The organism is Gemella sp. oral taxon 928 (assembly GCF_001553915.1).
Classification (GTDB): domain Bacteria; phylum Bacillota; class Bacilli; order Staphylococcales; family Gemellaceae; genus Gemella; species Gemella massiliensis.
Window position 1 is genome coordinate 1,231,414 of sequence record NZ_CP014233.1, and the last position, 26,003, is coordinate 1,257,416.

38 protein-coding genes are annotated in these 26,003 nt (G+C 32.0%); 2 read left to right on the top strand and 36 right to left on the bottom strand.

The features are described from left to right. Positions 1 to 88 precede the first annotated feature (88 nt). The 36 genes from AXE85_RS05585 to AXE85_RS08470 form a co-directional block, all read right to left on the bottom strand. The gene (locus AXE85_RS05585; protein ID WP_062173772.1) at positions 89 to 1,213 is read right to left on the bottom strand and encodes a hypothetical protein; all 1,125 of its coding nucleotides are present in this window, start codon (positions 1,211 to 1,213) and stop codon (positions 89 to 91) included. 362 nt (positions 1,214 to 1,575) lie between these two features. Continuing rightward, the gene (locus tag AXE85_RS05590; protein WP_062173774.1) at positions 1,576 to 2,841 is read right to left on the bottom strand and encodes a phage tail spike protein; all 1,266 of its coding nucleotides are present in this window, start codon (positions 2,839 to 2,841) and stop codon (positions 1,576 to 1,578) included. After that, positions 2,841 to 3,566 (bottom strand): phage tail family protein, encoded by a 726-nt coding sequence (locus AXE85_RS05595; protein ID WP_062173776.1) that lies wholly within the window; start codon positions 3,564 to 3,566, stop codon positions 2,841 to 2,843. The genes AXE85_RS05590 and AXE85_RS05595 overlap by 1 nt, the downstream gene beginning before the upstream one ends. Further along, positions 3,563 to 7,102, bottom strand: coding sequence for a tape measure protein (locus AXE85_RS05600; RefSeq protein ID WP_062173778.1), 3,540 nt, complete (start codon positions 7,100 to 7,102; stop codon positions 3,563 to 3,565). Before AXE85_RS05600 ends, AXE85_RS05595 begins: the two co-directional genes overlap by 4 nt. Before the next feature lie 26 nt (positions 7,103 to 7,128). Beyond that, a complete protein-coding gene (locus tag AXE85_RS05605) occupies positions 7,129 to 7,698 on the bottom strand; it encodes a Gp15 family bacteriophage protein (protein ID WP_062173780.1) in 570 nt (189 codons plus the stop codon). Between the two features lie 2 nt (positions 7,699 to 7,700). Next, positions 7,701 to 8,060 (bottom strand): hypothetical protein, encoded by a 360-nt coding sequence (locus AXE85_RS05610; protein ID WP_062173782.1) that lies wholly within the window; start codon positions 8,058 to 8,060, stop codon positions 7,701 to 7,703. 17 nt (positions 8,061 to 8,077) lie between these two features. Further along, positions 8,078 to 8,533, bottom strand: coding sequence for a phage tail tube protein (locus tag AXE85_RS05615; protein WP_062173784.1), 456 nt, complete (start codon positions 8,531 to 8,533; stop codon positions 8,078 to 8,080). A 2-nt stretch (positions 8,534 to 8,535) separates the two neighbouring features. Beyond that, on the bottom strand, positions 8,536 to 8,937 hold the full coding sequence (locus AXE85_RS05620) for a minor capsid protein (protein ID WP_062173786.1): 402 nt from the start codon (positions 8,935 to 8,937) through the stop codon (positions 8,536 to 8,538). Continuing rightward, the gene (locus AXE85_RS05625) at positions 8,934 to 9,278 is read right to left on the bottom strand and encodes a minor capsid protein (RefSeq protein WP_062173788.1); all 345 of its coding nucleotides are present in this window, start codon (positions 9,276 to 9,278) and stop codon (positions 8,934 to 8,936) included. The genes AXE85_RS05620 and AXE85_RS05625 overlap by 4 nt, the downstream gene beginning before the upstream one ends. After that, positions 9,278 to 9,616: a putative minor capsid protein gene (locus AXE85_RS05630; protein ID WP_062173790.1), complete on the bottom strand. Its 339-nt coding sequence runs from the start codon at positions 9,614 to 9,616 to the stop codon at positions 9,278 to 9,280. The genes AXE85_RS05625 and AXE85_RS05630 overlap by 1 nt, the downstream gene beginning before the upstream one ends. Continuing rightward, on the bottom strand, positions 9,606 to 9,995 hold the full coding sequence (locus AXE85_RS05635; protein ID WP_062173792.1) for a hypothetical protein: 390 nt from the start codon (positions 9,993 to 9,995) through the stop codon (positions 9,606 to 9,608). The genes AXE85_RS05630 and AXE85_RS05635 overlap by 11 nt, the downstream gene beginning before the upstream one ends. Position 9,996: 1 nt before the next feature. Further along, positions 9,997 to 10,227: a hypothetical protein gene (locus AXE85_RS05640; RefSeq protein ID WP_062173795.1), complete on the bottom strand. Its 231-nt coding sequence runs from the start codon at positions 10,225 to 10,227 to the stop codon at positions 9,997 to 9,999. A 10-nt stretch (positions 10,228 to 10,237) separates the two neighbouring features. Beyond that, positions 10,238 to 11,116 carry a hypothetical protein gene (locus tag AXE85_RS05645; protein WP_062173796.1) on the bottom strand — a complete coding sequence of 293 codons (879 nt, stop codon included), beginning with the start codon at positions 11,114 to 11,116 and terminating at the stop codon, positions 10,238 to 10,240. Between the two features lie 18 nt (positions 11,117 to 11,134). Further along, positions 11,135 to 11,698 carry a phage scaffolding protein gene (locus tag AXE85_RS05650; protein ID WP_062173798.1) on the bottom strand — a complete coding sequence of 188 codons (564 nt, stop codon included), beginning with the start codon at positions 11,696 to 11,698 and terminating at the stop codon, positions 11,135 to 11,137. 224 nt (positions 11,699 to 11,922) lie between these two features. Next, positions 11,923 to 13,461: a phage minor capsid protein gene (locus AXE85_RS05655; RefSeq protein WP_062173800.1), complete on the bottom strand. Its 1,539-nt coding sequence runs from the start codon at positions 13,459 to 13,461 to the stop codon at positions 11,923 to 11,925. Next, positions 13,445 to 14,890, bottom strand: coding sequence for a phage portal protein (locus AXE85_RS05660; protein ID WP_231723757.1), 1,446 nt, complete (start codon positions 14,888 to 14,890; stop codon positions 13,445 to 13,447). The genes AXE85_RS05655 and AXE85_RS05660 overlap by 17 nt, the downstream gene beginning before the upstream one ends. Before the next feature lie 59 nt (positions 14,891 to 14,949). Beyond that, on the bottom strand, positions 14,950 to 16,254 hold the full coding sequence (locus AXE85_RS05665) for a PBSX family phage terminase large subunit (RefSeq protein ID WP_062173804.1): 1,305 nt from the start codon (positions 16,252 to 16,254) through the stop codon (positions 14,950 to 14,952). Further along, on the bottom strand, positions 16,247 to 16,672 hold the full coding sequence (locus tag AXE85_RS05670; RefSeq protein WP_082729129.1) for a terminase small subunit: 426 nt from the start codon (positions 16,670 to 16,672) through the stop codon (positions 16,247 to 16,249). The genes AXE85_RS05665 and AXE85_RS05670 overlap by 8 nt, the downstream gene beginning before the upstream one ends. A 162-nt stretch (positions 16,673 to 16,834) precedes the next feature. Next, positions 16,835 to 17,215 (bottom strand): hypothetical protein, encoded by a 381-nt coding sequence (locus AXE85_RS05675; RefSeq protein ID WP_062173808.1) that lies wholly within the window; start codon positions 17,213 to 17,215, stop codon positions 16,835 to 16,837. A gap of 35 nt (positions 17,216 to 17,250) precedes the next feature. Continuing rightward, a complete protein-coding gene (locus AXE85_RS05680; protein ID WP_062173809.1) occupies positions 17,251 to 17,529 on the bottom strand; it encodes a hypothetical protein in 279 nt (92 codons plus the stop codon). A gap of 16 nt (positions 17,530 to 17,545) precedes the next feature. Further along, a complete protein-coding gene (locus AXE85_RS05685) occupies positions 17,546 to 18,118 on the bottom strand; it encodes a hypothetical protein (protein ID WP_062173811.1) in 573 nt (190 codons plus the stop codon). A gap of 8 nt (positions 18,119 to 18,126) precedes the next feature. Continuing rightward, the gene (locus AXE85_RS08395) at positions 18,127 to 18,297 is read right to left on the bottom strand and encodes a hypothetical protein (RefSeq protein WP_156439985.1); all 171 of its coding nucleotides are present in this window, start codon (positions 18,295 to 18,297) and stop codon (positions 18,127 to 18,129) included. Positions 18,298 to 18,312: 15 nt separating this feature from the next. After that, the gene (locus tag AXE85_RS05690; RefSeq protein ID WP_062173813.1) at positions 18,313 to 18,606 is read right to left on the bottom strand and encodes a helix-turn-helix domain-containing protein; all 294 of its coding nucleotides are present in this window, start codon (positions 18,604 to 18,606) and stop codon (positions 18,313 to 18,315) included. Then, on the bottom strand, positions 18,599 to 19,012 hold the full coding sequence (locus AXE85_RS05695) for a hypothetical protein (RefSeq protein ID WP_062173814.1): 414 nt from the start codon (positions 19,010 to 19,012) through the stop codon (positions 18,599 to 18,601). Before AXE85_RS05695 ends, AXE85_RS05690 begins: the two co-directional genes overlap by 8 nt. After that, the gene (locus tag AXE85_RS05700; protein WP_062173816.1) at positions 19,012 to 19,455 is read right to left on the bottom strand and encodes a RusA family crossover junction endodeoxyribonuclease; all 444 of its coding nucleotides are present in this window, start codon (positions 19,453 to 19,455) and stop codon (positions 19,012 to 19,014) included. Before AXE85_RS05700 ends, AXE85_RS05695 begins: the two co-directional genes overlap by 1 nt. A gap of 1 nt (position 19,456) precedes the next feature. Continuing rightward, complete coding sequence (locus AXE85_RS05705; RefSeq protein ID WP_062173818.1) at positions 19,457 to 20,173, bottom strand: phage antirepressor KilAC domain-containing protein; 717 nt, start codon at positions 20,171 to 20,173, stop codon at positions 19,457 to 19,459. Positions 20,174 to 20,186: 13 nt separating this feature from the next. Continuing rightward, positions 20,187 to 21,227: a hypothetical protein gene (locus AXE85_RS05710; protein ID WP_197415947.1), complete on the bottom strand. Its 1,041-nt coding sequence runs from the start codon at positions 21,225 to 21,227 to the stop codon at positions 20,187 to 20,189. A gap of 198 nt (positions 21,228 to 21,425) precedes the next feature. Next, complete coding sequence (locus AXE85_RS05715; protein WP_062173822.1) at positions 21,426 to 21,995, bottom strand: single-stranded DNA-binding protein; 570 nt, start codon at positions 21,993 to 21,995, stop codon at positions 21,426 to 21,428. After that, the gene (locus AXE85_RS05720) at positions 21,988 to 22,560 is read right to left on the bottom strand and encodes a Dna2/Cas4 domain-containing protein (RefSeq protein ID WP_062173824.1); all 573 of its coding nucleotides are present in this window, start codon (positions 22,558 to 22,560) and stop codon (positions 21,988 to 21,990) included. The genes AXE85_RS05715 and AXE85_RS05720 overlap by 8 nt, the downstream gene beginning before the upstream one ends. After that, positions 22,535 to 22,810, bottom strand: coding sequence for a hypothetical protein (locus AXE85_RS05725; RefSeq protein WP_062173825.1), 276 nt, complete (start codon positions 22,808 to 22,810; stop codon positions 22,535 to 22,537). Before AXE85_RS05725 ends, AXE85_RS05720 begins: the two co-directional genes overlap by 26 nt. Continuing rightward, positions 22,777 to 23,340 (bottom strand): ERF family protein, encoded by a 564-nt coding sequence (locus AXE85_RS05730; RefSeq protein ID WP_062173827.1) that lies wholly within the window; start codon positions 23,338 to 23,340, stop codon positions 22,777 to 22,779. The genes AXE85_RS05725 and AXE85_RS05730 overlap by 34 nt, the downstream gene beginning before the upstream one ends. A gap of 33 nt (positions 23,341 to 23,373) precedes the next feature. Continuing rightward, entirely contained in the window at positions 23,374 to 23,802 is a 429-nt protein-coding gene (locus AXE85_RS05735; protein ID WP_062173829.1) for a hypothetical protein, read from the bottom strand. After that, positions 23,777 to 24,160, bottom strand: coding sequence for a hypothetical protein (locus AXE85_RS05740; protein WP_062173831.1), 384 nt, complete (start codon positions 24,158 to 24,160; stop codon positions 23,777 to 23,779). Before AXE85_RS05740 ends, AXE85_RS05735 begins: the two co-directional genes overlap by 26 nt. A gap of 79 nt (positions 24,161 to 24,239) precedes the next feature. After that, positions 24,240 to 24,749: a dUTP diphosphatase gene (locus AXE85_RS05745; protein WP_062173833.1), complete on the bottom strand. Its 510-nt coding sequence runs from the start codon at positions 24,747 to 24,749 to the stop codon at positions 24,240 to 24,242. Further along, positions 24,749 to 24,937, bottom strand: coding sequence for a hypothetical protein (locus tag AXE85_RS05750; protein WP_062173835.1), 189 nt, complete (start codon positions 24,935 to 24,937; stop codon positions 24,749 to 24,751). The genes AXE85_RS05745 and AXE85_RS05750 overlap by 1 nt, the downstream gene beginning before the upstream one ends. After that, positions 24,915 to 25,064 carry a hypothetical protein gene (locus tag AXE85_RS08470; protein WP_162790691.1) on the bottom strand — a complete coding sequence of 50 codons (150 nt, stop codon included), beginning with the start codon at positions 25,062 to 25,064 and terminating at the stop codon, positions 24,915 to 24,917. The genes AXE85_RS05750 and AXE85_RS08470 overlap by 23 nt, the downstream gene beginning before the upstream one ends. 123 nt (positions 25,065 to 25,187) lie before the next feature. On the opposite strand from AXE85_RS08470, the gene AXE85_RS05755 reads away from it, so the two are divergent. Then, complete coding sequence (locus AXE85_RS05755; RefSeq protein ID WP_062173837.1) at positions 25,188 to 25,586, top strand: hypothetical protein; 399 nt, start codon at positions 25,188 to 25,190, stop codon at positions 25,584 to 25,586. Then, complete coding sequence (locus AXE85_RS05760; protein WP_062173839.1) at positions 25,583 to 25,966, top strand: hypothetical protein; 384 nt, start codon at positions 25,583 to 25,585, stop codon at positions 25,964 to 25,966. Before AXE85_RS05755 ends, AXE85_RS05760 begins: the two co-directional genes overlap by 4 nt. Positions 25,967 to 26,003 lie beyond the last annotated feature (37 nt).

Here is a 26,003-nt window from a genome sequence, read left to right on the forward strand (position 1 = left end):
AATATTCAATATCTGAAATATCAGGGTCAACCCTTAAATCAACTCCTCGTTTACTTGATATATAAGTTGAATTTTTTGAAGCAATTTTTTAAAAAAAGTATTCTGCATTTTGTCCATTTTTCTTTATTTCAATTATAAAGTTAAGGTCATAAGTTAAGTTACCTTGCCAGATAAATTCTCCTATTATTCTAAATTCATTTTTATTTAATAGGTTATCTTCTTTTATTTTAGGGGTTAGCCATAGTGAACGTTGCTCTAATCCAATTTCATTTCGCTTATCAACTTCAACCAAATTCTCATTACTTGGAGTAATTATAAATTTATCAGTTATCGCTTGAATACTGTCAGGACTTATTCTTAGCATACTAGCTAACGACTTACCGTTGAATTGTCTTCCTGACCCAAAATCAATACCGTCATCAGTTATTCTCATCTGTGAGTATTTAACTAAGTCATTAGGATTAATGCTGCCAACTTTATTTAACGTTTCAGTTGCTGTTTGCTTCCAAGTATTTAATGCGTTTATTTGGTTAGTACTATCTTCAGGAGCTGGAGACCACGAACTAGGTATTACTGTTCCATATCCAAGATAAGGTTCAGCTATTTTGCAATGCCCATTTTTATCAATTGCCACGAAAAAGAAATTATTCTTCGTGAAATCAAAATCGCTTTCTGCTATAAATTTAATCTCTTTAATTACCCATTGATTTTTTGGCATATTATCGGATAAATTAAAAGATTTTAAAGTAGAGTTATTTTTATGATTTTTTAATCTTAACTTAACTCCTGCGTCGTCATTTACATCACTAAAAATATAGATTGGTAATCTAATTACTAACTTATCGCCTTTTTTAACTGACGATATGCTACTTTTAACGTTAAGACCTTTCCAACCGTTACTAGTTGCTCCTGTTACTTGCCATTCAATAGAATTATGCCCGTTATAATCATTTTGATTAATTTTTAAAGTAGCACTTGTATTTTCTATTGAATTTGAGTCTGGGAAATGCGTATTTAAAAGTAAGTTACGGTTACTATAGCTTATGTTATCAATAGCGCTTGATATTTCCCTAGTAACGCCCTTGCTGGTTTCTTCTAGCTTATTAGTAAGATTTTGAGCTGTTACATATCCTTTACCGTCAATTACTTTTAATACTTCTGTTCTTTCTCGTTTTAAAGCTTCTACAGTGTTAGTTTCAACCCAGGACTTCATCGTTTGAGTTCTTTCACCGTCTTTATTTACATAATCTTCTAACTTGACTATTTTGTTCGATAAGCCATCAGCGGTTACTTTAAATTCTGATTTAACAGCATTAATGCTATCGTTGGTATCTTTTTTTATCTTCTCAAACTCTCTAGTAACTTCGCCGTTTAGCTCTGTTACTTTATTAAATGCAGTTTCGCCTTTTTCTTTGGCGGAAGTTATTCCTCTTTCAAGTTCGATTATTTTATTGTGATTATCAGTTTTTAATATTTCAAGTTGGTGTTTAGTTTCGTTTAGATTTTTGTTGAATTCAGTAGTTGCTCGTTGAATGTCGTTTTTAAATTGATTAATTTCTCTTTCTAAGTCATCTTTTATTTTTTTATCTTTTCTTCGCTTTTTAATTGACCTTTTTCAATCCCGGTTTTTACTGCGTCTTCAATATCTTTAGCTTTTCCTTTAAAAAACTTATTAAAACTGGCTTCTTGTTCTGCTAATATAGTATTTAACCTATTATTCAAGTTATCATTTTGATTTTGTAAAGATTCTAATTTTACTGACGTACTTTCCCCAAAATTACTTTTACTATCCCCAACTTCTATTTTGTGATACTCTTCTAAAATTACGTCCCAAACTACTTTTATTACTTTAGCGCTTTCATTCATAATGCCTAAATCAGAATAAAATACTTTTAATTTATCGCACAAATCAACTTCTTCTAATGCAGGAGTATCAAAAATACCTTCAACTTTAGATAGATCTTGGTAATTAAGTTTTAAATTTACCTTAGGTACCCCTACGTTATTACTCTTAATATAAGCTTCTGCTTTACTTCTAAGTTGTTCTACACTTTTAACATTATCATCACTTGATAAATCTAATTTTAATATTCTTCTATGGGTAAAACTGTTAACATGTGGGCTGTCAATAATCGTTTCGGGGAGCACTATTAGCTGCTCATTGTTTTTATCGTCAGTATATTTTTTAAAAGGGAAAACTGATGTGTAAGTTTCTAAAATAGATTGTTCTTGTTCCAAATCTATTAGATTTTTCCCATAAGCTATTACCGTAGGGCTGTCTACACCCATACTTTTATGTAATTTGATGTTTAAATTGTCAAACTCATATTCTCCACCCCACACATCAAGAATAGAACCTGATTTTCCCCCTAGTGCGTCCCTTGCAGTTTCTATATTCTCAACTTTCCAAACAGTCGAGTTTAAAGTGGAAATATCTGACCACGTGAAAATTTCATCTCTACTATCTAATAGATTTGCCCTCCAGATTTCCAACGCCCTGCTAGCGCTAGCGTTAACAACACTAATATCAGGAGAAATAGCGTTCATTGCGGTTTTTACTTGCGAAATGTGCTGACAATAAATTTCAAATTTATCTTTATTCTTTGTAATTTTTGAAACAATAAATATTTGTTTTTTAGTTCTATATCCGGTATCGGTTTTTATTTTCATGCCCTCTTTGATTTTACTAACATCTTTCCCGTTTACCGGGTAATCAAATTCAAGAGTGTAAATACCGTTGCGTTCTTTTGAAGCATAACATTCAAAGGCGTCAGATAATACTGACACCCCTAAATGTTCAAAATTAGTTTCTGTTGCTTTATATAATATTGGGTATACCATTAAATAACCGCCTCCCATCTAGGTGTGATTTCCACAATAAAAGAATTGTTATCCCATTTAATTCGATTATCTCCTGGTTCTAAATGCGGGAATGGATAACTGTGGACTTTATCATATTGAGGTTCTTTATTATCCCAATGGGCGGATTGTGTCTCACAATCAATGATAATGTGCCCGCTAACTCCTCGCAACTTAAAAATTTGAGTATTGATTGTTAATGTAACGTCTCCAGTTCCTCTTAACTTAATCAAAGGCTTAGCTTCTCTATTTTCTGGATTGATTAATATTTGGTCATTACTCAGTGTTATTTTTTCTAATCCACTTTTTAAATATTTAACCGGGTGTAGTTTAAAATTCAAAACACATTTTTTTCTACTATTTAACGACCCCTCAATCTTAAAAGTTTCATAAAATGAAGCTTTATATAAATGCTTGCCATCCCAACTACACTCAAAATCATGCCAACCAACTTTTGTGTTGATAAGATATTTGTTAAGCTCATTTATAATATGATGGATATCAGCCTTAGGATTGTGCACCTTGAAGGGAAAATTTCTATTTACTACTGATAATCTTTTCTTATCTTTAATTTTAGAGCCATTTACTCCGTCTATTTCTATAAATTCCATAGAGTTTGAAGGTGATTCAAATTCTATATCATCAACTAACCTCAGTCCGAGATTTTTTGTATTCAATCCGTTATAAGTAATATATTTACTTATCATAATCTATCCTTCTCCTCTCTAATAAAGAATTTTATTTGTTCGTATAATCTTCTTACGTCGTCTTCAGAATTAGTATTCAAATTATCGATGTGTAACAACGAGCCGTAATTGCTAGTATTATTGTTAGTAACGCTATTATTATTTGCTCCAGCAGTAGCATATCTCGCCCCGCCGCTAAAACTTAGCATGCTTTCAGCACTCAATTTAGGTTTAAAATCATTTAATTTACGTTGATACAGGTTTAGTGCTTTGTCCAATACTCCCATATTGCTTATCATACCTTTACCAAGTCCGCCCGTTAAGTGACCACCTGTCTTAGTTGTAAGCCTTGAAGGTGAGTGAATTTGCGCTTTGGCTCTCAATGCTCTATCAACTTCATTTACAATAGCATTAGCCGCAGAAATTACAGACCCTAACGCGGAATACATACCTCTAGCTACCCCATTACTAACTTGAGCGCCAATATTTTGTGCTACTGGCGCTATACTTTGCCCCACATTTTGGATAGTATTTTTTATACTCTCCATTGATGAACGGATATTACCTTCATTACTTCTGAGACCTTCAGCAATATTTTTACCCGCTTCTTGCCCCGCTTTTCGCCCCTCTTGAGACATTTGAGTAGCAGTTTGTTGTAATATTGATACAAACTGTTGACAAGTGCTTTGAATGCTGCTTTGTGCGCTACTCATAGCGTTAGATATTGAACTAGCTAAATTAGACATTGCTGAGCTTACACTAGAAGCCATTCCAGTTACAGTAGCTCCAACAGATGAAATAGATGTTCCAATTTGAGTAATTTGATTTGAAACGCTAACCGCAGCATTACCCGTTTGAGCTAACGAACTAGATAACGATGTGATTACTCCCGTTAAAATACTAGCCCCGGCATTTACTAAACCAAATTCGGTAGTTAAAATTGCTAACTGCGATATGAAATTATTAATAACGCCACTTGCTCCCGATAAAGAAGAAGTCACGTTAGAACTGAATGTTTGCATAGACGCGGTTGCAATAGCTAATGATATAGGTAGCGTATTTAACGAAGTTGTAAAATTAGATATTAAAGTTGGTAATGCAGTAAGTGCACTTTGAGCGATATTTGCAGCTACACCTAACGCTGAAAGACCAACCGCCATACTTTGCATTCCTGCTCCTGCTGTAACCATCTCTCCTGCGTGAGATGTTATCTTACCTACTCCAGTTGCAACTGCAGCTAAAGTCGCTACCAAATCACTAAAACTTAAATCAACGAGTGTTTTAACTCCTTCTGCAAATAATCTAAATCCGTTACCTGCTTTTTCCGCAGCATTACCTATGCTGTCGAAAATATTAGCAACTCCATCTAGCACATTTCTTATGGCTGAACCTATACTATCAACAACTTCTTTAATTCCATCACACACTGTTTTTACCGCAGTGCCGAATTTTTCAAACGCTTGTCCTAACCCCTCAAGAACCGATTTAATCGCTGTACCAGTGCTTTCAATCACAGTCCCTACTCCCTCTAGGGCGGATTTAATAGCATTACCGACAGCAGCCACAATACTAGCAACACCTTGTAATGCTGATTGAATAGCTGTTCCTATTGAGGTTACTATATTCGCTACACCTTCCAACGCTAAACGTACACCGTTACCAAATCCCGTAAAAGCACTGCCTACCCCCTCAAGAACTGATTTAATTGCAGTACCTACGGATTGAATAACAACTCCCACGCCTTCAAATACTGTTTTAATAGCAGAACCTACACTTTGAATTACTATACCTACTCCCTCTAGGGCGGTTTTTATCCCATTACCTACGCTAACAATAGCATTGCCTAACGAAGTAATAACTGCGGTTAACCCGGTTCCGATAGCTTCAACTATTTGAGTTATAGCGCTACCTAAGGCGGTTAGAACTTTTGCCGCGCCATCACCTTGAGTACCTAATAAAGCAAGCCCAGCACACACAATAAGAATTGCAGCTCCTAATGCTAGCCAAGTGCTAGGAGGAACCATAGCGATAGCAGAACCTAACCCCCTAAATGCAGTAGCTAAGCCAGTTCCTATACCTTGAGCCGCAGTAGAAATTCCAGTACCTATACCTTTTGCAGCACTTGATATACCTCGACCTAATCTATCTAATAATTTACCTGCGCCACTAAGACCACGTTGTAGCCCCTCACCTATTCCTTTAGAAGATTTTTCTACAACTTTGCCTACTCCCTCAAGCGACTTTTCAATTCCTTTTCCAGCGCTCTCTAAAGTGCTCGTAGCGTTCTTTTTAAATGCTTTAAACGGGTTGAAGTTTTTAATTAAATCTAAGCCTTTTGTAGCTAATTTAACAGCTTTTATAGAAGTAGCCACAGCTAACAATGAATATGCAATAGCTTTAATAACACCGGGCGGTAAAGCTGATATAAATTTTGCACAAGCAGTAACAACTTTCGCAATTACTTTTACGAGTTCTCCAAATATTAGAGCAAAAGTACTAATAGCCCCGCTATCGGCTAGGGTTTTAATCACATTACTAATTGCCTTTTGGACTTGATTAAAAGCCTCTACAACAGCACTAATTGCTCCGCTATCATTAAGACCTCTCCACAGTTCTTTAGCTACAGAGGTTACATTTTTTATTGACGTAGCAATACCGTTGATTACGCCCTCTATATTTATTCCATCGAGGAAGTGCCCGAGTTTTTCAGCAAATCCGCTAAAATCTATTTTTTCTAATGCATCAGTAAGACCAACTATTGCTTTTATTCCGAATTTATTAACTTTTTCAAAAGCTGGTTGTAACCTATTGGCTAAACTTTCCCTCGCACCGTCTATCGCTTGGTCAATAGTTTTAAATTCAGTTGCCATTTTAGAAAAATCAGCGTTATTACCTACTTTTTTGATAGCATTAAAGAAGTCTTCCGTTTTAATAGTTCCGTCTTGAACTCCTTTAACTAGTTCCGATAATGACATCCCCATTTCTTTAGCAACCGCCGCCATTCCCGCAGGTGTTTGCTCCATCATTAACTTAAAGTCTTGCCACGCTACGGTAGGTTTAGCTGCCATTTGCGTTGCTTGCACGCTTAATGTCTTCATAGCTTGCTTTGGATTTTCGGCTGCTGCTGCAAGTCCGCCGAAACCAGTTACTAATTTATCAGTTTCTTTAATCCCGACCGCTGCTAACTGACTATATGTGCTCGCCATTTCAGAAGCGCTATATATAGTTTTAGTTGCATAATCTTGTAATACTGATTTAGCTTGAGCAATTTCTTCGGATGATTTGCCTATCATAGACATATTACCTTCGAAAGTTTTCCACGCTTTTGATGAACTATTCAATTCCGAGATCATGCTGCCAATACTAGTGGTAATGCTATTTATCGTTTTGCCTATTGCCGCACTTATTAAATTTGCACCTAGCACGCTTTTGAATACTGATCCTGCTTTATTCCCGGCACTTTCAAGCCCGTTTAATGCGTTTTTAAGTCTACCTATCCCAGCGGTCGCTTTCTTTTCGCTTAAATCGACATCTATTTTAACTTTACCCTCTGCCATATTTTACCCCCTTTCTTTTAAAATCATTAATCATCAACAGGAAGTTCATATTGGCGTTGTAACTTTTTTATTTGCTCTTTGTATTCAGGGCTGTCATATTTAGACGGCTTATAAGCGCGAATTTTTACAACCTCCATGAATTTTGTATCCTCCGGGAGACCATTTAATAAGGCATTAAATTTTTTCCAATGTAATTTGCCTTGCATTTCTATTAAATCAATGTTATAAGCCTGAAAAAAAGAAGCAAAAATATAGTCTGCGTCATATTTCAAACTATATAGTTGCTCCTCGTTCTCAACTTCTTGTACGGGCATAAGATTGCCCGCTAAGTCGTATTCAAGAGAATTAAACTCTTTATTTTTTATATGCTCTTCTAGTATAGAATCTAAAAATTCCGCCACATCATCAAAAGAATATTTTTCAAACGTCTCCCCAGTTAACATAAACAATGCAAAATAAGGCTTTTGAAAAACTTCTAAATCATTAGATTGCAACATATCAAATATCCTTAATACATTATCAAAACTTAAATTCAAATTATAAACTTCGCTACCAATAATTAATGCATCTTCTAATTTATAAGATAAACTAAGCATGATTAATTTAAGTATTTCAAAAATTTATCTTGAGAATAATTATCCTGGATTCCATCTCCTAGCCCTTTTATTGTTTGTATAATAGCCACCAGAGTAGATATAGCTGATTTATCACAAGCTTCGTATACTTTTTCGAAAACTTCATCGTCAAATAATTTAACCCATAAATCTTTACCTAGATTATATATAATTTCTAAATCTTTTATATCGCCTTTCAAGCCGTCTAATTGTTCTTTAATTCCATTAATTTCTTTTTCTAGTCCTGCTAATTTAGCGATATTTTCATCACTAATCACAAATCTTAATTCAAACTCTCCAAAATCAACTGGAATTGTATTTTCAAATTTTTTAATTACTACCATGCTTATCTCCTCCTAAATTATGCTACCGGTGTTTCTTTTGGTAATGTAGTCCATTTAATAGTACACTCAAAGTTTTCGTACTCGTTAGCGTCTCCATCTCCGGCTTTTATTCCAGAAACAATAGCCACTGCTTCCCATTGAGTTTTATTATCTGACGATACAACTTTAAACCAAACCTTACGGTCATCTCCAACTTTGTATTTTAATCCCGCTATTAATTTTTGTGCTTCATCAGCTACATCATAGTTACCCTCAAATGAATACCCAGCTTTCACTGAAATTACTGATTCTTCGGGTGTACCGTCACCGTCATACCAAGCTACATCATCTGTATCTTCGTCAGTTTCATCGTTAACAGTTTTGATGTATTTCGCTAACAATTTATATGCTGTTTTTTCTGGGGCAGTAGTGGGATTACTTGAATCAAATACTGCTACATAATGTTTTCTTAACGCATTCTTTTGTCTTGCCATTTTTAATCTCCTTTAATTTCTAATTTTGAAACTATGTTCAATGTGTAAATAAAATAGTCTTGTTCATCTCTCCCATTTATGGCGGGCTTACCAACTTCAAGACTTAAAAATTGATAAGATCCATTTAAACTAGGTAATTGCAAATCAAATTCGGATAAAGCTGCGTGAATACTCCACATAATAGAATTAGCTTTTTGATTCTCTAGGCTTTTAACCGCAATCTCAAAAGGTAAGCTAATCTCTTGAGTGCTGTCCATAAATAATTTATCAACTTTTCCACCTGATATTAAATTAATTACCAAATCTTCTGTTTCATTAAAATAATCTAATCTAGCTTTTAGTGGTAAATTTAATGAATTTACAAAATCACAAAGTATTTCTTGAAAATCGTTGTTATTTATCATCTTATCCCTAGTCCTTTCTTAGCTACTTCTTCCCAATCTTTCATATGCTTATCAGCCGCCTTTTCAGTCCATTCCTTACCTGTCCCGGCTATTGTATATTTTCTAAATGTTACAATGCCATTAGTTCCGAAAAACTGCGCTCTGGCGTAAACAGTATTCCATATGGCAGACCCTTTGGTTGCGTGCCCGCCAGTCCTTAAATACCCTCTGCCGTCGCTGGGTACAAATTCATCACTATCTATCAATATTTGATTAGCGACCAAAGTTTTGGCATTTTCCACGCTATTAGCACCGAATTTTTTTTCTAATGGTGAAAAATCATATGATACTTTAATACTCATCAAATCACCGATAATTCGTAAGAAAAGACTTTTTTTCCTAAATAATTAACTTCAAAGCTAATTACTTTGTATTCCCCGTGCTTATCAATGATTTTAGCTTGTAGCCAACTATCATCAACTTTTACATCGGCGAATTTAAGATATATAAATATCGTTCCCGATTTATTCCTTGTAATATTTGTAAGGTTCTGGGTATTAGTAGACTTATCTATTGAGCTTCTATCAAATCTAACGTATTTTACTTCGAAAAAGGGGGCATATGAAGCTTTCCCCCATTTATCTTTTTCGTTTACTAGACTTACTTTTATAGTATCCGTCAAAAGTCTTTTATCTATCATATAAAACACCTCTATATCCAAATCCTACGCTCCTCAATAAATTTAGAGCATCTTGCGATAAATTATACTGTGCCCCCTCATTAATCTTAGAGTTAGAATTACCATAATTTATAGTGGTACGGCCTATACTTATACTACCTAAAGATTTTTTATCCTCAGCTGTAAAAACTCCGCTATTATCCATATAGTATATTTGAAATGCAACAGCACGTTTCACAGCTTTTTTTCTAACAGGATAATCTTCTTCTAAGTTATTATTTTGATAAAAATAATTTGTAAATAAATCCACGCTTAATTCTGCATTTACCCTTAATTCTTCAAAATTTGATATTTCTTTAAAACCTAGTTCCTTAAATTCTTCTAAAGTTAAATAATTCATTTTAGATCCCCCAAAAAATCAAAGAAGAGATTAAATTATTCAACCTCTTCTTTTTTTCAGTTTTAGCCTCTTCTTTAGTTTCTTTTTCATCGAATGTTTTTAGTGCTTCTTCGCCTAAAATAGATACTATCTCATTATATCTACCATCTTCCAATTCAACCACTGAGCCTGCTTTTACCTTATTATATGAATATTTATCAATATATTCAATATTAACCGTATATTTAGCCATAAACTACCTCCTAAGCAATAGTACCGGTAACTTTGATAATAGCTTTTTTATTATCATCTAGCACATAGGTTCCACCTTTAGCAGCCGCTTGCAATTTAACCCCGTCAAAATCTTCCGCTTCTACAGTTCTCGCTGTCTGAATACCCACAAAAGGAATAACAATTCCATCAGGTGCAAAAATACCTACCACTTCATTTTCGAAATATTGAGTAGGCACTTCTACTAAAGTAACATTTTTATATTTAGCCAATCCATTGTTATCTAAACTAATATTAGATCCTTTAGCAGTTGTGGTAGATGTTAAATCTATAATTGCGTTATAAATTTCAGCGCGGATATACGCTTTAATAGGAGCGTTTATTTCGGTATTAATTACATAAGTATTAACGGCATTGAATAACTTTTTAATACTTTCTTCGGTAAGGTCTGCTAGCGCTTCAGTTTTTCCAGCGTTAGCCGATAAGAATTTACCGACCTTTTTATTCATTTCTCTAGTTTGTGCTTCTGCATGCAATTTAAAACGGTCTGCAACGGCAGCATTTAAATCGTTATTAACTGTATAACGGTCAATCCCCTCATGAATTGCCAACGAATAATCGTAAGGCACTTCGGTGTCTTGATAAATAACTTCGGTAAGTTGACCGAATCTACTTCCTTGTCCTGTTCCAGTTCCCATAGCAGTATTTGCGTCTGTGCTATAAGTCCCTACTACCACTGGAGTCCCATTAGTTTTTACGCTAAAGGCTTTTGAATTAAATTGGACACCATCTAATGATTGAATAGGTGCTAACACTCCTTCAAATGCTTTTTTAACATCAAATACTGTTGTTAAAATTTGTCTATATTGAGGTGCGTATTGGCGCACCGGTAAATTTTGGTTATTTCCCATATTGTTTTATTTCCTTTCTTATTTATATGAATTTATCACCGCTTGAAATGGATCATTATTATTTGTGCCATTTCCGTTAGGATTACCCCCCACCGTGATTTGTGGTGAATTTGGTTGTTCTTGTTCGAATAAAAACGGCTTACTCTCTTTCAATGAATTAACCATATCATCTAACTTAGGTTTGCCGTCTTCTCCTAATTCTACCTTATCAATATCGATAAGTTTCATCAAAACATCACTATCATAGGCTTTGACATCTTTTAATGCTAAAGCAATAGCATTTGTTTTGTTGATTTTCGCTAGATTATTTTCACTTTCTACTTTGTATTGAGAATACTCTGCTTGCAAATCCTCAAATGCTTTTTTAGTTTCGGCGTTTAATTCAGCGCTTTTTGTAAGCTCCTCTAACTTTCCGTCTTGTGCTTTCAATCTATCCTTTAATGTTTCTTTTTCAGCTCCGAGTTCACTTTTAATTTGATTTTTAGCATTTTCTAGTCCTGCACCGTACGCTTGCATAATTCTATCTAATGCGTCTTTATCTGTAACTCCTGCTTCAACTAACATATCTCTTTTTAAACTCATATTGAGTCCTCCTTTTAACGTCACATGGACTAATTTCGCACTGTTACACCGTGCAAGGCATAATAAATAAACCTTTTAACGTCATGCCTAGGACGAATTCATAATAAAAACACCTAGCTATTAACTAAGTGCTTTTATAAAAATATACAGAATAATGGGCGGTGTGTCTGTCCCACCATCTCTTTTACCACTAGGGTGCGTAGGAACACTAAATCTCTACTTCATTATTCTTCCTTACTGTCATTATATCTTATTTGTGAAGAATTGTAAAGAATTTTTGTTTTTTTCACTACTCTATTTAACCTTTTATCAGATACTCTGAAAGCAGTAATAACTGAATTTTCCTTTTCATCAGTAGATAATTTTATCACTACATTCATGTTATTTATTTCATCTTTCAAAATAAATAAAACCGTATTATAATTTTTATTATCTTTCAAAATATATGTAGGATCTCGCAGGGTATTTTCAATCCTATCCGCTGCATTATTTCCTAAATCAGGGTGTCTATTTAATATATGATCCAATCGCTCTTTTCGTAGAGTTACAGGTCCTGAATTTATATTTCCAAACTCGTTTTCTAAATATTTATAAATATTATCCCCTAAAAAAGTTTTAGATATTATCTTCTTAGTTGTACTTTTTGGTGAGGTCGGATACTTCCCTACCACAGTTGGATTTTTCTCAATAAGATTTTTTCTACCTCCTAGCAGCGTTTTTTCTCTTAATCCTAACTTTTGTAGCAGCTCCTTATCGTCTAATTCTTTCACCAGTCGCCTCTTATCTCTAACTACCCTTATCTCTCTATCAAAAGCCTTTAACCTTGCTTTATCAAAAGCGTTCTGCATGGCTTCTTCTTCTGTTAAATTCTTTAAATACTCAGGTAAATCAGGTTTATAATTCACGCCTACTACAAAAGGTGTAAGATAATGCCCACAATTTATGCCAAGGCAACCCCCAGGAGTGCCGTACCCATAATCAGGTAAACTTAACACCCTTTCTCCGTTTATAGTCCGTGCTACGCCTTTAGTTACTATTTGGTGTTGTAACGGCGCACATAACTCTCTAGCACTACTTTTAGCGCTGTAATAAAATGTGTCCACTCCTAATTCATCTGCGGAGCGTTCCCTCATTTCTCGATAAGTCCTAAATGTTGTTGTGCGTATTACCGTTTGCGCGTATCGCTCTACAGTCCACGTTTCCCCACCTCTATCTCTAAAAGCTGTAAATCCTCGCTCATACATTTTTAAAACCGCTTCTGACAATGCTTTATTATGCGACTTTGTACCAGACACTACACTAGCAACCGCACTCTCTAAAGTTTTTTTATAATTATTTTGTAGAGCTTTCGGCATAGTTGTATTGATTAAATTGTTAACCTCACGCATTGTCTGTTTGGCCAGAGAATTCAAACTATCTTGAACTTTCGGATCGGGTTTAGCGCTTGATTTTAAAGCCAGTCTTAATTGCTCGTGGCTATCCTTATATATCTTATAGCCCTCATTAGCTATTACATCCCGGAATACATCTTCTGAAATGTCACTATACTTAGCTATAGTTTTAACGTTATCCTCTGTTAATAAGTGCATATCGTTTAATTTTTCAAGCTGCCATATATAAGGATTGTCTATCAAATCAGCAGTACCGCGTTCCTTTAATCTGCGAATTATATTACTCATCAATTCAAGTGTCAAATCGTGGTACAGTTCTTCTACTTCTTTAGCTTTTATCCAGTATTTACCGTCATTATTCTTTAGCTCCATAGATTAATCTATCCTCATCTCCTAGATCCGGCTGACTTTCTTCATTGATTTCAGTTAACATCTCACCAGCTACTTCATCAGTAACACCTAACACTTTAGAAATAGCATATTGCTTACTGACTATCCCACTAGCTAACGCCTTAGTCCAATAGTCAAGTTCTGCGTTTCGGTCAGTGAATACTCCATCATCAAGATTAATGGATATTTCACCAAGCTTAGGTATTTTTCCGCGATATATTCCATGTGCCTTACCTAATTCACATATTGACACTATTAATTCTTTGATAGAGTGTTCCACCTGTGAAACTATGCTATTTCGAAGCTGATAAGTATCCGAATTTTCGCTCACTACCTCAGTAGCGGTTTTCATAGTTTTGCCATCAAAACTAAACATACCGCTGCTAACTCCAACCTGCATTTCAAATATTGCTAATCCTTTATTAATGGATTTTATGTAGTCTTCTGCACGAATAGGAGTAGTCAAGTCAATAATTTTATTATCATCAATACCTCCGCCAATCTGAACAAAAACATTCTGTTCTACTTCAAATCGACGCTTAGATTGAAGCCTACCATCTTTCCCTTGTTGAAAAGTCATATTTGTTAATCCGTCTGGTACTGCCACCCGTCGTTGCCCCATCTTAATTTCCCACATAAATTCATCGTAAGTACGATTAATAAAATCTATAGTCGTTTTAGCATTATCAAATATAGATAATCCCAGAGGACTATTTATATCTTTATTATTCATACCCGGAGTTTTTAAATATGTAAATAGCGGGCGGCTTAGCCCTTTTATAACTACACTCTCTTCTAAAGTATCATACAATTCGCTAAGTAATACCCTGCTGCCTATTATGTCCGCATTATTTGATTTATAAAGCTCATTAGTGATTGTCAATTCATCATTTACCCACTCATGAAATTCGATCAGTGTATAATAGGTATTTATTCTGCCCTCGCTTTTAACCGACTTAGTAACAATAGCAGCACTACTAATATCTTGAGTATTGCTTTGTAAGGGAAGAAACACAGGTGCTTGAATAAAAGCAATCTTTATAGTTTTACCATCAAAATAGGGTCGCATTGCCATGCCGCCTAGGGCTAAACAACTTTCTAAATATCGTTCGAAATTTTTATTAAATCTATCATTCAACAATATTTCATTGACAAACTTATTAATAACTTCATTTTCAATAGTTATTTCCGCTTGTTCATTATAAACTAACCCGGCTACTTTCTTACAGCAAGTCCGCGCTAGGGGCAAATGATTAAACTTTCTAGTTCGCTGTTCGCCATCCGTATTCAAGAATGTAACATCATTAAACCTACTTTGAAAGTATATCAAATTGTTCTGTATTCGATTATATTCCTCATCAGATACCGCTATTTTCGGGTGGTCTAATAAGCTTGTCAAGCTGCTCTGCATACTATATTTACTCCTTTTAAAAAAATTCTTAATAATCTGTATAAGTCCCATTTTATCTCCTATACTTTTAATCCCAACAATTTTGCATTATCTAAAACAAAATATTTAAACTCGTCGACAGTATGATCATCTTCTTTAATAACTTTCGGATCATCAGTACGTATTGTTTTTTCATCGTACCGATACATTTTGTGTTCCTCTATAAATATTTTGTTGTTATCATTTTCTAAATAAAAAAACCTACCTTGAGCAAGTAGACTTGTTACCATATCAATCATGGTTTGGTTTTTCTTTTTAGCCACTGGATTCCATCGCACGCCAAAATCTTTGAAATATTGATTTCTTAGCGCGCCCTCCGCGCTATCAATAGTTAACCTAATTACATTAACATTATATTTATTTTGTATTGATTTAATAAATTCATTAATCATAACAGTTAAATCACTAGGCGCGGCTTTAATATTTCTACCCGCGGGAGAATAATAAAATGTATCAAGCAAAATTACGTTTCCTCTTGCAGTAATACCATAAGCGCCGCAAGCAGTAGCACTTTGTTGGTGCCCAGTATCAAGCGCAAAAGAAACACCTATTAATCTATCATTAGAAGGTAACTCTTTTATAGCATGAAAACAATTCATATTATACACGTTATTGCCTATTCCTACAGCTTCACCTAAATAAATATACCGATAATAATCAAAATCATTTTCCTTTATCCTATTAATATCAGCCAACATTTGTTCGGTAACAAATCCCAGTTCATCGTTTAGATAAGTCGATTCATGCACCAAATAATTATCATCTGTTTTGATTTGTTCACTCCACTCATTTATCCAGTTATAAGGATTTCTAGGAGGGTTATAACTCCAATAGAATTTTACAAAAAGTATATCCTTGTGTTTCTGCCGCATAAAGGTAATATTTGTTTGGTCAAATTCCTCTTTATCATCAAACTCCGCTGCTTCTTCATACCACACTGCTATTATATTACTTATATCGTTAGATTTTAGTTTTTGAAAATCATCTGCGCCGTAAAAATAAAAGCTAGATCCAGTTGTTATATGAGTAATTTTAAAAGGGGAAACAGTTGCTTTAAAAGAATTAGTTAACCCATACATATCTATCCCCCAACGTATTTTGTTATACACACTATCTCTTATTGTATTCGCAACTTTTCTGATAACTACAATATTAACTTTTTTGTTATCAATCAAAAACTTAACCATATCATGAACTAATTTTAAAACTATAACAGACGACTTAAAGCTGTTACGACCACCTTTCAAAACATTGTAAGGTACTTTAGAACGCCACACATCTTTAAAATGAGGATTAATATTAGCTTGAACATCAAATTTACTCATCTTGCCACCTGTCGACAATAACTATTTTTTCAGTTGAAGTAACGTTCTTATCTTCTCTAGCTTGGTGTATCTTGTTTAATAAGTCGGCAGCTTTTAATCTATCTTTAGCACTTACTGCTATATCTGTTATTTCTTGTTTATAATCCCCGACTGACCGTAATATCTGTTCAGTTTGTTCTCCACGCATTACTGATGTTAAATATTCATGTACTTCTTGTTGGTTTGCTATTTTCTTAGAGTTGAGTTCATCTAGTCGTTCATCTATATAGGCTTTAATAACAGGTTTTGACAGGTTTTCAGTAGCTATCCTATTAGCTGTTTTCTCACTATAACCCGCTTTAATAGCTGCTTTAGTTGCGTTTCCACTAATGATGTACTCATCAGCAAAACGCTGTTGTTTTAAGGTTAATTTTGCCAATTTTCCACCCCCCTTTATATGACAAAATAAAAAGACAATCTAACGACTGTCTTAAGTTAAATAAAAATAAAATTAAAAAGGTATGTTATGAATTTTAAGTTCTACCTAAAATGTCCACATTACCATTATAACACATAAAAAAGGCTCAAATGGCTCAACTTTTTAAAAATTATTTAAAATTCTTAAAAAATCATCTAATAATACCTTTAATTTACGTTTTAAGGTTGAAATATGAATATAATATTTAGTTGCAATATCATAATTTTTCATACGATAAAAATATTTAGCATACACAATTCTATATGATTCGGGATCTAGTGATTTTAAAAATGTATCTACACATTTTATTATATATTTATTTTCTTGATAAGTTTTATTATCCAATTTTTTAATAATATTTCGTTCATTTTCCCTACCTGTTTTTTGGGAAGCTATCTCGCTTTTATTTCCTGGCTGCCAAGAATACAAAAGGAATTCATCACATTCTAATTTTAAATTATTATAATTTTCTAAAAAAAATCTAGCGTCTTCTCTGGTATACATTTATTTTTCTCCTAAATTAATACTTCTTAACCATTCTATAAAATCTTGCTTTTCTCACCGTCATGCCAAAATTCAATTACGTCATTTTCTATAAAAAAACGATATGATTTTTTTAAATATAAATCGCTCAAAAAGTTTTTTTCCGAAAACGAAAATACGCACTCCATATCATCATTGACGAATTTAATTGGAATTTGTTCAGGCGAACTTAAAATTTCATCGAATTTTACAATTACTATTTCGTGTTCAAAAAAACTAATTAAATCTTTCTTTTTACCTCTAATTTTTAAATTGCCCTCGCACCAATTTGGCATTATAATTCATCTCCTTTTAATTTATCCATTCAATAGTTGTTTTTCCTTCGTGCCCTTTTTCAAATATAAACCATGCATAGCATACCGCACTTGACGTATATTTATCAAAACGACCATTTTTCGCACAATTTAGTCTGCTACTCGACACATATATTACCTTAGGTGGGTTCGCTTCGAAAAATTTTTTTCGTAACTTTCCCTCTAAAAATTGAATTTTTAAAAACATAGCTACCTTATTACCTGCGGGTATTATATTTAGTGCGTGTTTTAAAAATTCCAATGCTATTTTATACGGCGGATTTGTAATTATATCTCCTAACCAAGCGGATCTTTCAAAAAAATCTCTAACACCACCATAACCTCTATCAATTAAATCTTCACTAATAACATCATATCCATACTCCATAAGCACCTTAGACAAATGCCCCTCTCCACAAGCAGGCTCTAAAATCAAATTACTAAAGTTTTCTTTTTCTAGCAATAAGTGCATTGCTTTTGGCTCAGTTGCGTAATAATCATTTTGTTCCCGTTGCCTTTTTGAGTGGTTACTCGCAGCTAAAGTTGTAAATACTGTTGTTTTGTTACTCATAATCTATTTTATTTAATCTCCTTACTCTGATAATTTTTCAATCTATCTTCTAAATTTTGATTTGCTACTTTTTGTAAATTTTTACCCGTGTGATACCCGCCCACATACATTCCAATGACGAATGTAAATGCCATAATTACTAGCATAATTAATATTTTATTTATTTTATCTAGTGTCATAACGATATCCTTTCTTTATAACGCTGAAGCTAGTATTGTTATTACTGCTATAAAAATAAACACTAATACAAATATTACTCCAAGATTTTTATTGATTTTTATCTTATCATTTTCTCCCGATAGAAAATCAATACTAACATTAAAGTAATTTGCTAATTTTATTAGTCTTTCTTTATCAGGAATACGACCTTTTTCATATCCACTAAGCGTTGTGTGAGGTATCCTTACCTCTTTACTTAGTTTTCTAAGGCTAACATTTTTATTTAATCTTAAATATTTAAGTCTATTCGAGAATTTTTCTTTATTCATGATTTCCTCCTAAATCAATACTTCTTAACCATTCTATAAAATCTTGCTTTTCTTTCAATAAATCAAAGCCAGTTTCTTTTGATATTACTTCCGCCATATCTTGACTACTTAACCACTCTTGGTGATAATCTTTAAATATTGTTATCATCTCTTGATAAAATTCCCTTAACCTTTTACCACCCCAGCCTTTATTTCTAAGTGCTAATAATGGAACTCCTAACAAATTAATAAATATATCCTCGTAAGTTGCTTCTAAAACTTTAATCTTATTCCGTTCTATTTCGTTTTGTATTTGTTCTTTAACTTTGATTTGAGTAAATTTCTTTAAATCTTTCACACTAACATTATTTAACACATTAGACTTTTTTATTTTCTTTTTCTTGTGTTTTTTCTTTGAAACTGCCATTAGTCAAACTCCTTGATAAATTCATTAAATTCATTGTCAATCTTTTCAACTTCTCTAATTTTGATGTAAATACCGCTACAATCATGCCAACGTTTTTTAACTATCAAATCAGTAATTAAACTATCGTCTTTGTAATACCCTAATTTAGCTAAAGTATCCTGTAATGTTTTTTGTAAATTATCTAAATCAGGTCTAGTTCCTTTTCTTTGACCATTCTTAGCTTGCTTAACCTTAGGGAATACCCAAATCACTGTAAGCTCTATAGGCGTGTCAAACGGCTTATTAGGCTGCTTACCGCACAACGCTTTAATAAGTTGCCCTTTAGCTAGTTTAGTTTTCGATGTTTCGTAAAATCTTTTTGTCTTGGTCGAAAATTTCTTTTGTTGTGCTGTAGTCCTTGGAAAATCTTCGCTTTTTATTTTTGTAAAAAAATTAAAAGTCATCTTAAATTACCCTTACAAATTTATTAATAAAATATATTTGCCCTTTACCTGTTACTTTCGGAGTTTTAGTTATTCTAATAGAGCCGTCAGGGTTGTTATGCGTGCTTTCTTTAATCTCAAATAATTTCAACTCCATGCTCTTTTGAGTAGGCATGTTCCAATCATTGCCTTTTCTTTTGATTAAATATCCCTTTTCTCTTAACCAGGCAAATAGTCTTTTTTGCCCTATACTAATTCCGTTTTGTTTTAATATTTTTGCTAAATCGCCAATTAAAATTGATGTATGGCTAGAATTAACAGCGTCAGCAAATATAACTTTTGGCTTTTGTTCTTCTATCGCAGTTTCCAAAGTTTGAATTTTCTTATCTGCAATTAATAACGCTCTTGCCATTATCCTTTCAGGGCTGTTGAATTCTTTCTCAACTTTAATAAAATACTGTCTTACTTCTTTTCCTTTATCCGTTCTTTGCAGCATTGCTATTTCTTTAGCCATATCAAATTTTATAACGTGGTCTATCATCGTTTGTCTACCACCATTTGAGTTGTGGACAAAAATGTCCGTAACTAAATAATCTCTATTTTCTTCAAATCCGTATTCAAACATCCTTTCTATCCATTTATGATAAGGTGTCTTAACTTCCAATACCTCATGTAGTATTCTACCACTTACTATCGGCTCTTGATTTTCGTTTAATTCTATTTTTATAATTTCTCGCATTCTATTCTCCTTTTTATTCTTTTAACCAATCATAACCTAAAGAACTTTCAGAATTTTTATTATCTTTAGATTTGATTGAATTGTATAAACTTGTGATTATGTAATTCTTTTTATGTTTTATTTTTTTGTTATTTAAGATTTTATTAGCACAATATTCTATATGCTCATCTTTTATTTTTTTTAATTGATTTATAATTTCGTCAATTTCTACGCGTTTGCCGTTTATCCTAAAACTCTTGTTATTGCTATTCATAACATCTTTTACAACATCTTTTATAAACTCTTTTTCTTGCTCATGTGAGTTTATAAAACCAATTTGACGTTTCTGATACCCTCTCGCTTTGATAAAATCATTTTCGGTATAATTACTCCAAATTTTCTCCGAAACGTCTGAATGGTATCTTAAATCGTCTAATTTTGATATTTCTGTTTCAAACTTAGAACTATTTTTTTGATTTTTGTTATTTTTATTTATTTTTTTACTAGAAAAAGTGTATTGTTTTTTGTTTGTATTTAAATTATCTTTATCAGCTTTATCATTTATACGTTTGTTATAACTATACTCTTTTTTATTGTTTGATATTTTATTATGGTTATATATATTATTACTAGATATGTTATTATAGCTATTACTAGTATTACTAAAGGACTTATTATAGCTTATACTTGTATTACTAGTATCTTTGATAAAGTTCTTATATTTAATATATATATTATTATCTTTATTAATATCTTCTATGGAGTTGCCATTTTGGCAATCCGCAAATTGCCAATTTGGCAATCCACCCTTGCCATTTTGGCAATTGTTTTTTTGTATTTTTTTGTCATTGTGCCTTAACATTAACGTCTTCACAGGTTCATCGGGTTTCTTTTCAGGTTCACCGCTAATGTTAAAATATTTGTTATATTTATTATTTATTTTATTGTAATTTATTCTATAATATTTTCTATTCCCTTTTCTCAAAGTGATTAAATATTTATTTTTCTCTAAGGCAGATATAATTCTAATTAATGTTCTTTTTGTAAAACAATTTTTAAAATCTCGTTCTATCATTTCATCGAAAGAACTCCACATATAGTAATAACCGTTTATAAAATTCTCGCTATTCTTCTTATTAATTTCTAACCAATAATCAATCTGTTGGAGGACTAGAGCTTCGTTCAGATACCCTACTCCCCCTAATACTTCTAATAGTTCTAAGTTAACTACTAATACTTTACCATTTTGTTTGAATATATCTCTTTCCATATTTTAATCTTCTGCAAAAGGATTTGGTATATCGTCAAATACTGTGTTAGTATTATTAACTCCCATCATTGGATTAAAACCAAAGTCCATTTGAGTATTGTTATTTTGCCTGATGTGTTCTAAAGCGTCAGGTGCTTGTTTATTATTATATCCGTTATTTTGACTGTTATATCCTTGATTAAAATTATTCTGTTGGTTATATCCGTTGTTATTAAATGACTGATTATACCCTTGATTAAATTGACCTTGTTGTTCTCGTTGTTGCTTTGTTTCTAAAAATTGAACACTGTTAACCATAACGTTTGTTGTGTATACCGTGTTACCTTGGTTATTTTGATAACTTCCAGTTTGAATACTTCCTACAACACCTATTAAGCTGCCTTTACCGCAAAATTTAGCTAGGTTTTCAGCTTGCTTGTTAAATACTTTACATGTTATAAAGTCTGTATCTTTTTCAGCTTTAAAAGCTCTATTTACGGCTAATGTAAAGTTAACATAAGCTGTGTTATTAGCACTGTATTTTAATTCCGGGGATTTAGTTAATCTCCCGGTTAATACTGCATTATTAATCATATATTGTTAACTCCTTTATTTTTTCTATAATCTCTAATATTTCATCTTTACTAAATAATTTAATCTCTATCTTTTTACCAGTTCCTTTTTTGGGTAACCACAATACATAACCTTTGTAATTATCATAATTAGTTTTATCATAAGCTATTAAATATAGTGATAACTGATATTTAAGATATTCTTCGTTGACTTTGCTAGTAGTCTTAATGTCATAAATTATATTATTTCCTATACCGTCTACTCTACCGCAATATACATTTTCATAAGATACAAACTTTTCTTTTTCTAATGTTTCAAAGTCTTTAATTTTTTCATACTGTCTTATTGCGTTTTTTTCATAAACGTTTCTAGTTTCCCATTCAATACCATCTTCTAAGCTCTCTATTAAAAAATGTATTCTAGTTCCATAATCGCTAGCTTGTTTCAAAATGCTGTAGGGAATATTGTCGTACATTTCCCCTAACAACAATTTAATGCATTGAGTGACCGATAATATTTCTTTATCGTTTAAGTAATAAGTATGTGTTAATTCATCAAACTTAAAGTTGTAATCTGATGTCAACACTTTCTTTTACCTCTGTTTCTTTTATGTATTTTTCATACATGAACGGATTATCCGCCTTAAATTCTTTACTGTTGAATGATTTTCTAAAATAAGCTGGTTTAAATTTAACCTTACCTATTTCACTTTCAAAACTTTCTATTTCATCTTTTTTCATCTTATTTATTATTTGATCTCTCAATTCCTGTTTTTCGATATTCAACATATCAATTTGTTCATTTATTTTTTTATACTTTGACAAAAGTTCTTCCATAATTCTTCTAACTCCTTATCGGGTATTTCTTCTAATTTTGTTGCTGTTAATCCTTTTTTCTTTAACCAACCATTTATTTGAGTAATAGTAACATTGTTATTATTCATAGCTGTTAACGCTTCTTCTCTGTTGAATTTGGTAGCTATGTCAATACTTTTTGCCGTTGGTTTATAATATTGTTGATTTAACTCTAAATTATCACTTTCCGCTATTTCTAAAGCGTTCATATATAAATAACGTTTACTATAAGTAATAATACCGCCTATAGTTTGCATATTAGCACCTACAGTAGATTGACTAGGTATTGCATATTGTAACTTATCTCCGGTATCTAAATCGGTAAAACTTAATTTAGCACTATCTTTATATAATGTAAAATGTGGATACAAACCTAAATTTTCAAATATTTCATTTGCATAAGGTAAAAAATCAGATAATTCAAAATAATTTGATTTTGTATAAGGATTATATCCTGTCTTTTTAATCTTTTTTTTCTGTAACAAAACTCTTGCTTGTAATAATTTTTTCATTATATTTTTACCCCCCTTTTTCTTTTAAATGTTTTAGTTGTTAACATCTTTTATCTCCTTTGCTAACACCCTATAATAGCTTGGTATTTTTTCTAATTCATCTTCAGTAAATGTTTGTTTTAAAGTAGAACGTCCTCTACTAACAAAATAACAATCTTTTTCTTCGTCGTAGCTAAGATATTGTTGATAACCATCGATAGTTTTTAATCCAAATAGTGGTATTTCAAATAAAGTAATGTTTTTTTCTTCTCTCTCATCTATTGGAGTATCCTCGTATTCCCTCATTATTTTTTTTAACTCTATAGGCGTGAAGCTGTAATTACAAATTAAATTAGTATCACAAAATACTGTCCCTAAACTGCCAATTCCATTACTGATACGAATTATTGGCGAAAAGTCATTTTCAAATTCTATTTCGTATCCTAATTCTTTAACTTTATTTACGAATTCTTTTGTCAACATTTAATTTCCCCTTTAAATACTTTATATATTCTTCGATTACTTCTAATTCTTCTCTCTCATTTAGTAAAGTGTAACTATTTTCTACATCCTTATCTAACTCATATTCTTCACTAAAATTAATTAATGTTGATATAATATACTCATCATCATATTTTTTTATTTGTTTCAATACTATATCTTGATTTTTATTTAATTTTCTGATTTTGTCATAAACAGCTATACTTTTACTTTCAATACAACCTTCTAAATCTTCTTTTAAAACTTTTAAATGTTTAGTATTCCATTTTTCAGCTTCTAAAATTTCTTCTGCAAAAGAAAGTAATGTATAAGCTGCTTTTAAGTTAGCATTATCTCTCATTACTTGCTTTTTCCTCCTAAATATGTTATTTTTAACTTATAATATGTTATTTATACAGTCCTTTCTCAGAGGGCTGTTTTTAATAATTCTCTTTCTGTCTTTGGATATTTATTTTTGATTTTCGCTCGTACGCTTCAAATAGATCTTCAAGCGAATAATATAACATTGCTATATCTAAAATTAACTCAATTGCCATTTCGCTTTCTTGAACAAATACTGTATTTATTACTCTTTTAGCGAACAAATAACCTTTGCTTATCTCATTTAACATTCCTTTTTGATGAGAATTATTCTCCATTCTTTTTGTGATAAAAATACATCTCATTAGGCTTAAATTTCGCTTATCATCATTTAACAACGATAAAGCAAATGCTAAGCAATCGGCTAATTCCTCTAATTGTACTTCTTTAGATTTTCCTCTATTCTTTTTCCAATCTTTGAATAATTCAAGCGTGTTATACCATTCGTGAAACTCTTCGTGTAAAGCTGTAGTTATATTTTCCCTTCGCCATATTTCAACATGGGCGTCGACTTCACATTGCAGCGATTGAAGTTCGATTAATTTATCGTGTAATTCATAAGTATTCATTATTCAACGTCACTCTCCGGGAAAAAATTATCAATTCTTTTATCAAAGATATACGCCCATGCCATTGCAGTGAATAGAGATACTGCTAAAATAGTCCCCCATTCTATATTGCTTGCCATCAATGCGAATACGCTAGTCGTTATGATTGATAAATATACAGCGTTGTTAGTTCCTCTGTGTAGTTTCATCTTTTGTCTCCTTTTGTAATTGTTCTATCAATTCCGGCTTGTTGTTAAATAATTTAGTAAAAAATTTATTCAAGTTATCAATCGCTAATTTCGATAAATCAGAATTCTTTACAGTCACCACAATCATTTTAATCACTCCTTTCTTTTTTATGTTATAATTACCTCAAAGGAGGTGAATTATAATTTATATATTTCCTGCTTTTTATTGTTTAAAGTTTTGTGCTATAATTAGATTACGGAGGTAAAAATTATGTTATTAAATGTCTGGCCACACGTTGCAAATTTTAGTATTCTATTAGCTTATGTAAGTATATACTTGACTTACAGGACTTTTAAAAATACTAAAAATATTAAAATTCAAATTAACAAGAATACTAATAGACTTCTTTTACTAAAAGATAAAGAAGAATTAATATCTTCACTTGAAAACTATATAAAGCTCATTAAAGAACAATCTAATGACTTTCAATTATGGAAAAATGATATATATGCTACTCTTGTAGATATAGAAACATCCCACGGAGAAATACTAAAGTGTGCTAATGAAGAATATTCATCATATTTTAAAAAAAAATATATAGACAACCAAGAAACTATTAGATTACTTACCAAACTTAAAAATTCAATTAAAAAGGAGTGTTCAATATGACTCAATTCAATGAATTTGTAGCAAAATTGATAAATAAAACCATACACAACAAAATAACTTGGAATGAATTAACTTATGTCCCTAATGAAATTGTTGAAATGCTGTCAGAAAAATCAAACAAATCTCTTGTATTTAATCTTCAAACTAAAAATAGCAGTGAAAATATACTTGGTTTTTTTACTGCGAATAACAACATAAGTATTTATATTTTTAAAGATGCGCCCAGCTTATTATTTTTAACAGATGGGAAATATAAAAATATCAAATCAATGGCTATTGACAGTAACCTAATGTTAAAGCTATATAAAACTATAGAAACTTTATATAATAAGGACCAAGCAACTTTAAACAATATGATTAACAGCTTTTTTAACGATTAGTTTCTTTGGTTATTATTTTATTTGCAACTCTATAATT

Bases quoted from the DNA above. Each gene is read 5' to 3' on its own strand.
- AXE85_RS05585 (WP_062173772.1), bottom strand. From the start codon at position 1,213: ATGAAGTCCTGGGTTGAAACTAACACTGTAGAAGCTTTAAAACGAGAA.
- AXE85_RS05590 (WP_062173774.1), bottom strand. From the start codon at position 2,841: ATGGTATACCCAATATTATATAAAGCAACAGAAACTAATTTTGAACAT.
- AXE85_RS05595 (WP_062173776.1), bottom strand. From the start codon at position 3,566: ATGATAAGTAAATATATTACTTATAACGGATTGAATACAAAAAATCTC.
- AXE85_RS05600 (WP_062173778.1), bottom strand. From the start codon at position 7,102: ATGGCAGAGGGTAAAGTTAAAATAGATGTCGATTTAAGCGAAAAGAAA.
- AXE85_RS05605 (WP_062173780.1), bottom strand. From the start codon at position 7,698: ATGCTTAGTTTATCTTATAAATTAGAAGATGCATTAATTATTGGTAGC.
- AXE85_RS05610 (WP_062173782.1), bottom strand. From the start codon at position 8,060: ATGGTAGTAATTAAAAAATTTGAAAATACAATTCCAGTTGATTTTGGA.
- AXE85_RS05615 (WP_062173784.1), bottom strand. From the start codon at position 8,533: ATGGCAAGACAAAAGAATGCGTTAAGAAAACATTATGTAGCAGTATTT.
- AXE85_RS05620 (WP_062173786.1), bottom strand. From the start codon at position 8,937: ATGATAAATAACAACGATTTTCAAGAAATACTTTGTGATTTTGTAAAT.
- AXE85_RS05625 (WP_062173788.1), bottom strand. From the start codon at position 9,278: ATGAGTATTAAAGTATCATATGATTTTTCACCATTAGAAAAAAAATTC.
- AXE85_RS05630 (WP_062173790.1), bottom strand. From the start codon at position 9,616: ATGATAGATAAAAGACTTTTGACGGATACTATAAAAGTAAGTCTAGTA.
- AXE85_RS05635 (WP_062173792.1), bottom strand. From the start codon at position 9,995: ATGAATTATTTAACTTTAGAAGAATTTAAGGAACTAGGTTTTAAAGAA.
- AXE85_RS05640 (WP_062173795.1), bottom strand. From the start codon at position 10,227: ATGGCTAAATATACGGTTAATATTGAATATATTGATAAATATTCATAT.
- AXE85_RS05645 (WP_062173796.1), bottom strand. From the start codon at position 11,116: ATGGGAAATAACCAAAATTTACCGGTGCGCCAATACGCACCTCAATAT.
- AXE85_RS05650 (WP_062173798.1), bottom strand. From the start codon at position 11,698: ATGAGTTTAAAAAGAGATATGTTAGTTGAAGCAGGAGTTACAGATAAA.
- AXE85_RS05655 (WP_062173800.1), bottom strand. From the start codon at position 13,461: ATGGAGCTAAAGAATAATGACGGTAAATACTGGATAAAAGCTAAAGAA.
- AXE85_RS05660 (WP_231723757.1), bottom strand. From the start codon at position 14,890: ATGCAGAGCAGCTTGACAAGCTTATTAGACCACCCGAAAATAGCGGTA.
- AXE85_RS05665 (WP_062173804.1), bottom strand. From the start codon at position 16,254: ATGAGTAAATTTGATGTTCAAGCTAATATTAATCCTCATTTTAAAGAT.
- AXE85_RS05675 (WP_062173808.1), bottom strand. From the start codon at position 17,215: ATGTATACCAGAGAAGACGCTAGATTTTTTTTAGAAAATTATAATAAT.
- AXE85_RS05680 (WP_062173809.1), bottom strand. From the start codon at position 17,529: ATGCCAAATTGGTGCGAGGGCAATTTAAAAATTAGAGGTAAAAAGAAA.
- AXE85_RS05685 (WP_062173811.1), bottom strand. From the start codon at position 18,118: ATGAGTAACAAAACAACAGTATTTACAACTTTAGCTGCGAGTAACCAC.
- AXE85_RS08395 (WP_156439985.1), bottom strand. From the start codon at position 18,297: ATGACACTAGATAAAATAAATAAAATATTAATTATGCTAGTAATTATG.
- AXE85_RS05690 (WP_062173813.1), bottom strand. From the start codon at position 18,606: ATGAATAAAGAAAAATTCTCGAATAGACTTAAATATTTAAGATTAAAT.
- AXE85_RS05695 (WP_062173814.1), bottom strand. From the start codon at position 19,012: ATGGCAGTTTCAAAGAAAAAACACAAGAAAAAGAAAATAAAAAAGTCT.
- AXE85_RS05700 (WP_062173816.1), bottom strand. From the start codon at position 19,455: ATGACTTTTAATTTTTTTACAAAAATAAAAAGCGAAGATTTTCCAAGG.
- AXE85_RS05705 (WP_062173818.1), bottom strand. From the start codon at position 20,173: ATGCGAGAAATTATAAAAATAGAATTAAACGAAAATCAAGAGCCGATA.
- AXE85_RS05710 (WP_197415947.1), bottom strand. From the start codon at position 21,227: ATGATAGAACGAGATTTTAAAAATTGTTTTACAAAAAGAACATTAATT.
- AXE85_RS05715 (WP_062173822.1), bottom strand. From the start codon at position 21,995: ATGATTAATAATGCAGTATTAACCGGGAGATTAACTAAATCCCCGGAA.
- AXE85_RS05725 (WP_062173825.1), bottom strand. From the start codon at position 22,810: ATGGAAGAACTTTTGTCAAAGTATAAAAAAATAAATGAACAAATTGAT.
- AXE85_RS05730 (WP_062173827.1), bottom strand. From the start codon at position 23,340: ATGAAAAAATTATTACAAGCAAGAGTTTTGTTACAGAAAAAAAAGATT.
- AXE85_RS05735 (WP_062173829.1), bottom strand. From the start codon at position 23,802: ATGTTGACAAAAGAATTCGTAAATAAAGTTAAAGAATTAGGATACGAA.
- AXE85_RS05740 (WP_062173831.1), bottom strand. From the start codon at position 24,160: ATGAGAGATAATGCTAACTTAAAAGCAGCTTATACATTACTTTCTTTT.
- AXE85_RS05745 (WP_062173833.1), bottom strand. From the start codon at position 24,749: ATGAATACTTATGAATTACACGATAAATTAATCGAACTTCAATCGCTG.
- AXE85_RS05750 (WP_062173835.1), bottom strand. From the start codon at position 24,937: ATGAAACTACACAGAGGAACTAACAACGCTGTATATTTATCAATCATA.
- AXE85_RS08470 (WP_162790691.1), bottom strand. From the start codon at position 25,064: ATGATTGTGGTGACTGTAAAGAATTCTGATTTATCGAAATTAGCGATT.
- AXE85_RS05755 (WP_062173837.1), top strand. From the start codon at position 25,188: ATGTTATTAAATGTCTGGCCACACGTTGCAAATTTTAGTATTCTATTA.
- AXE85_RS05760 (WP_062173839.1), top strand. From the start codon at position 25,583: ATGACTCAATTCAATGAATTTGTAGCAAAATTGATAAATAAAACCATA.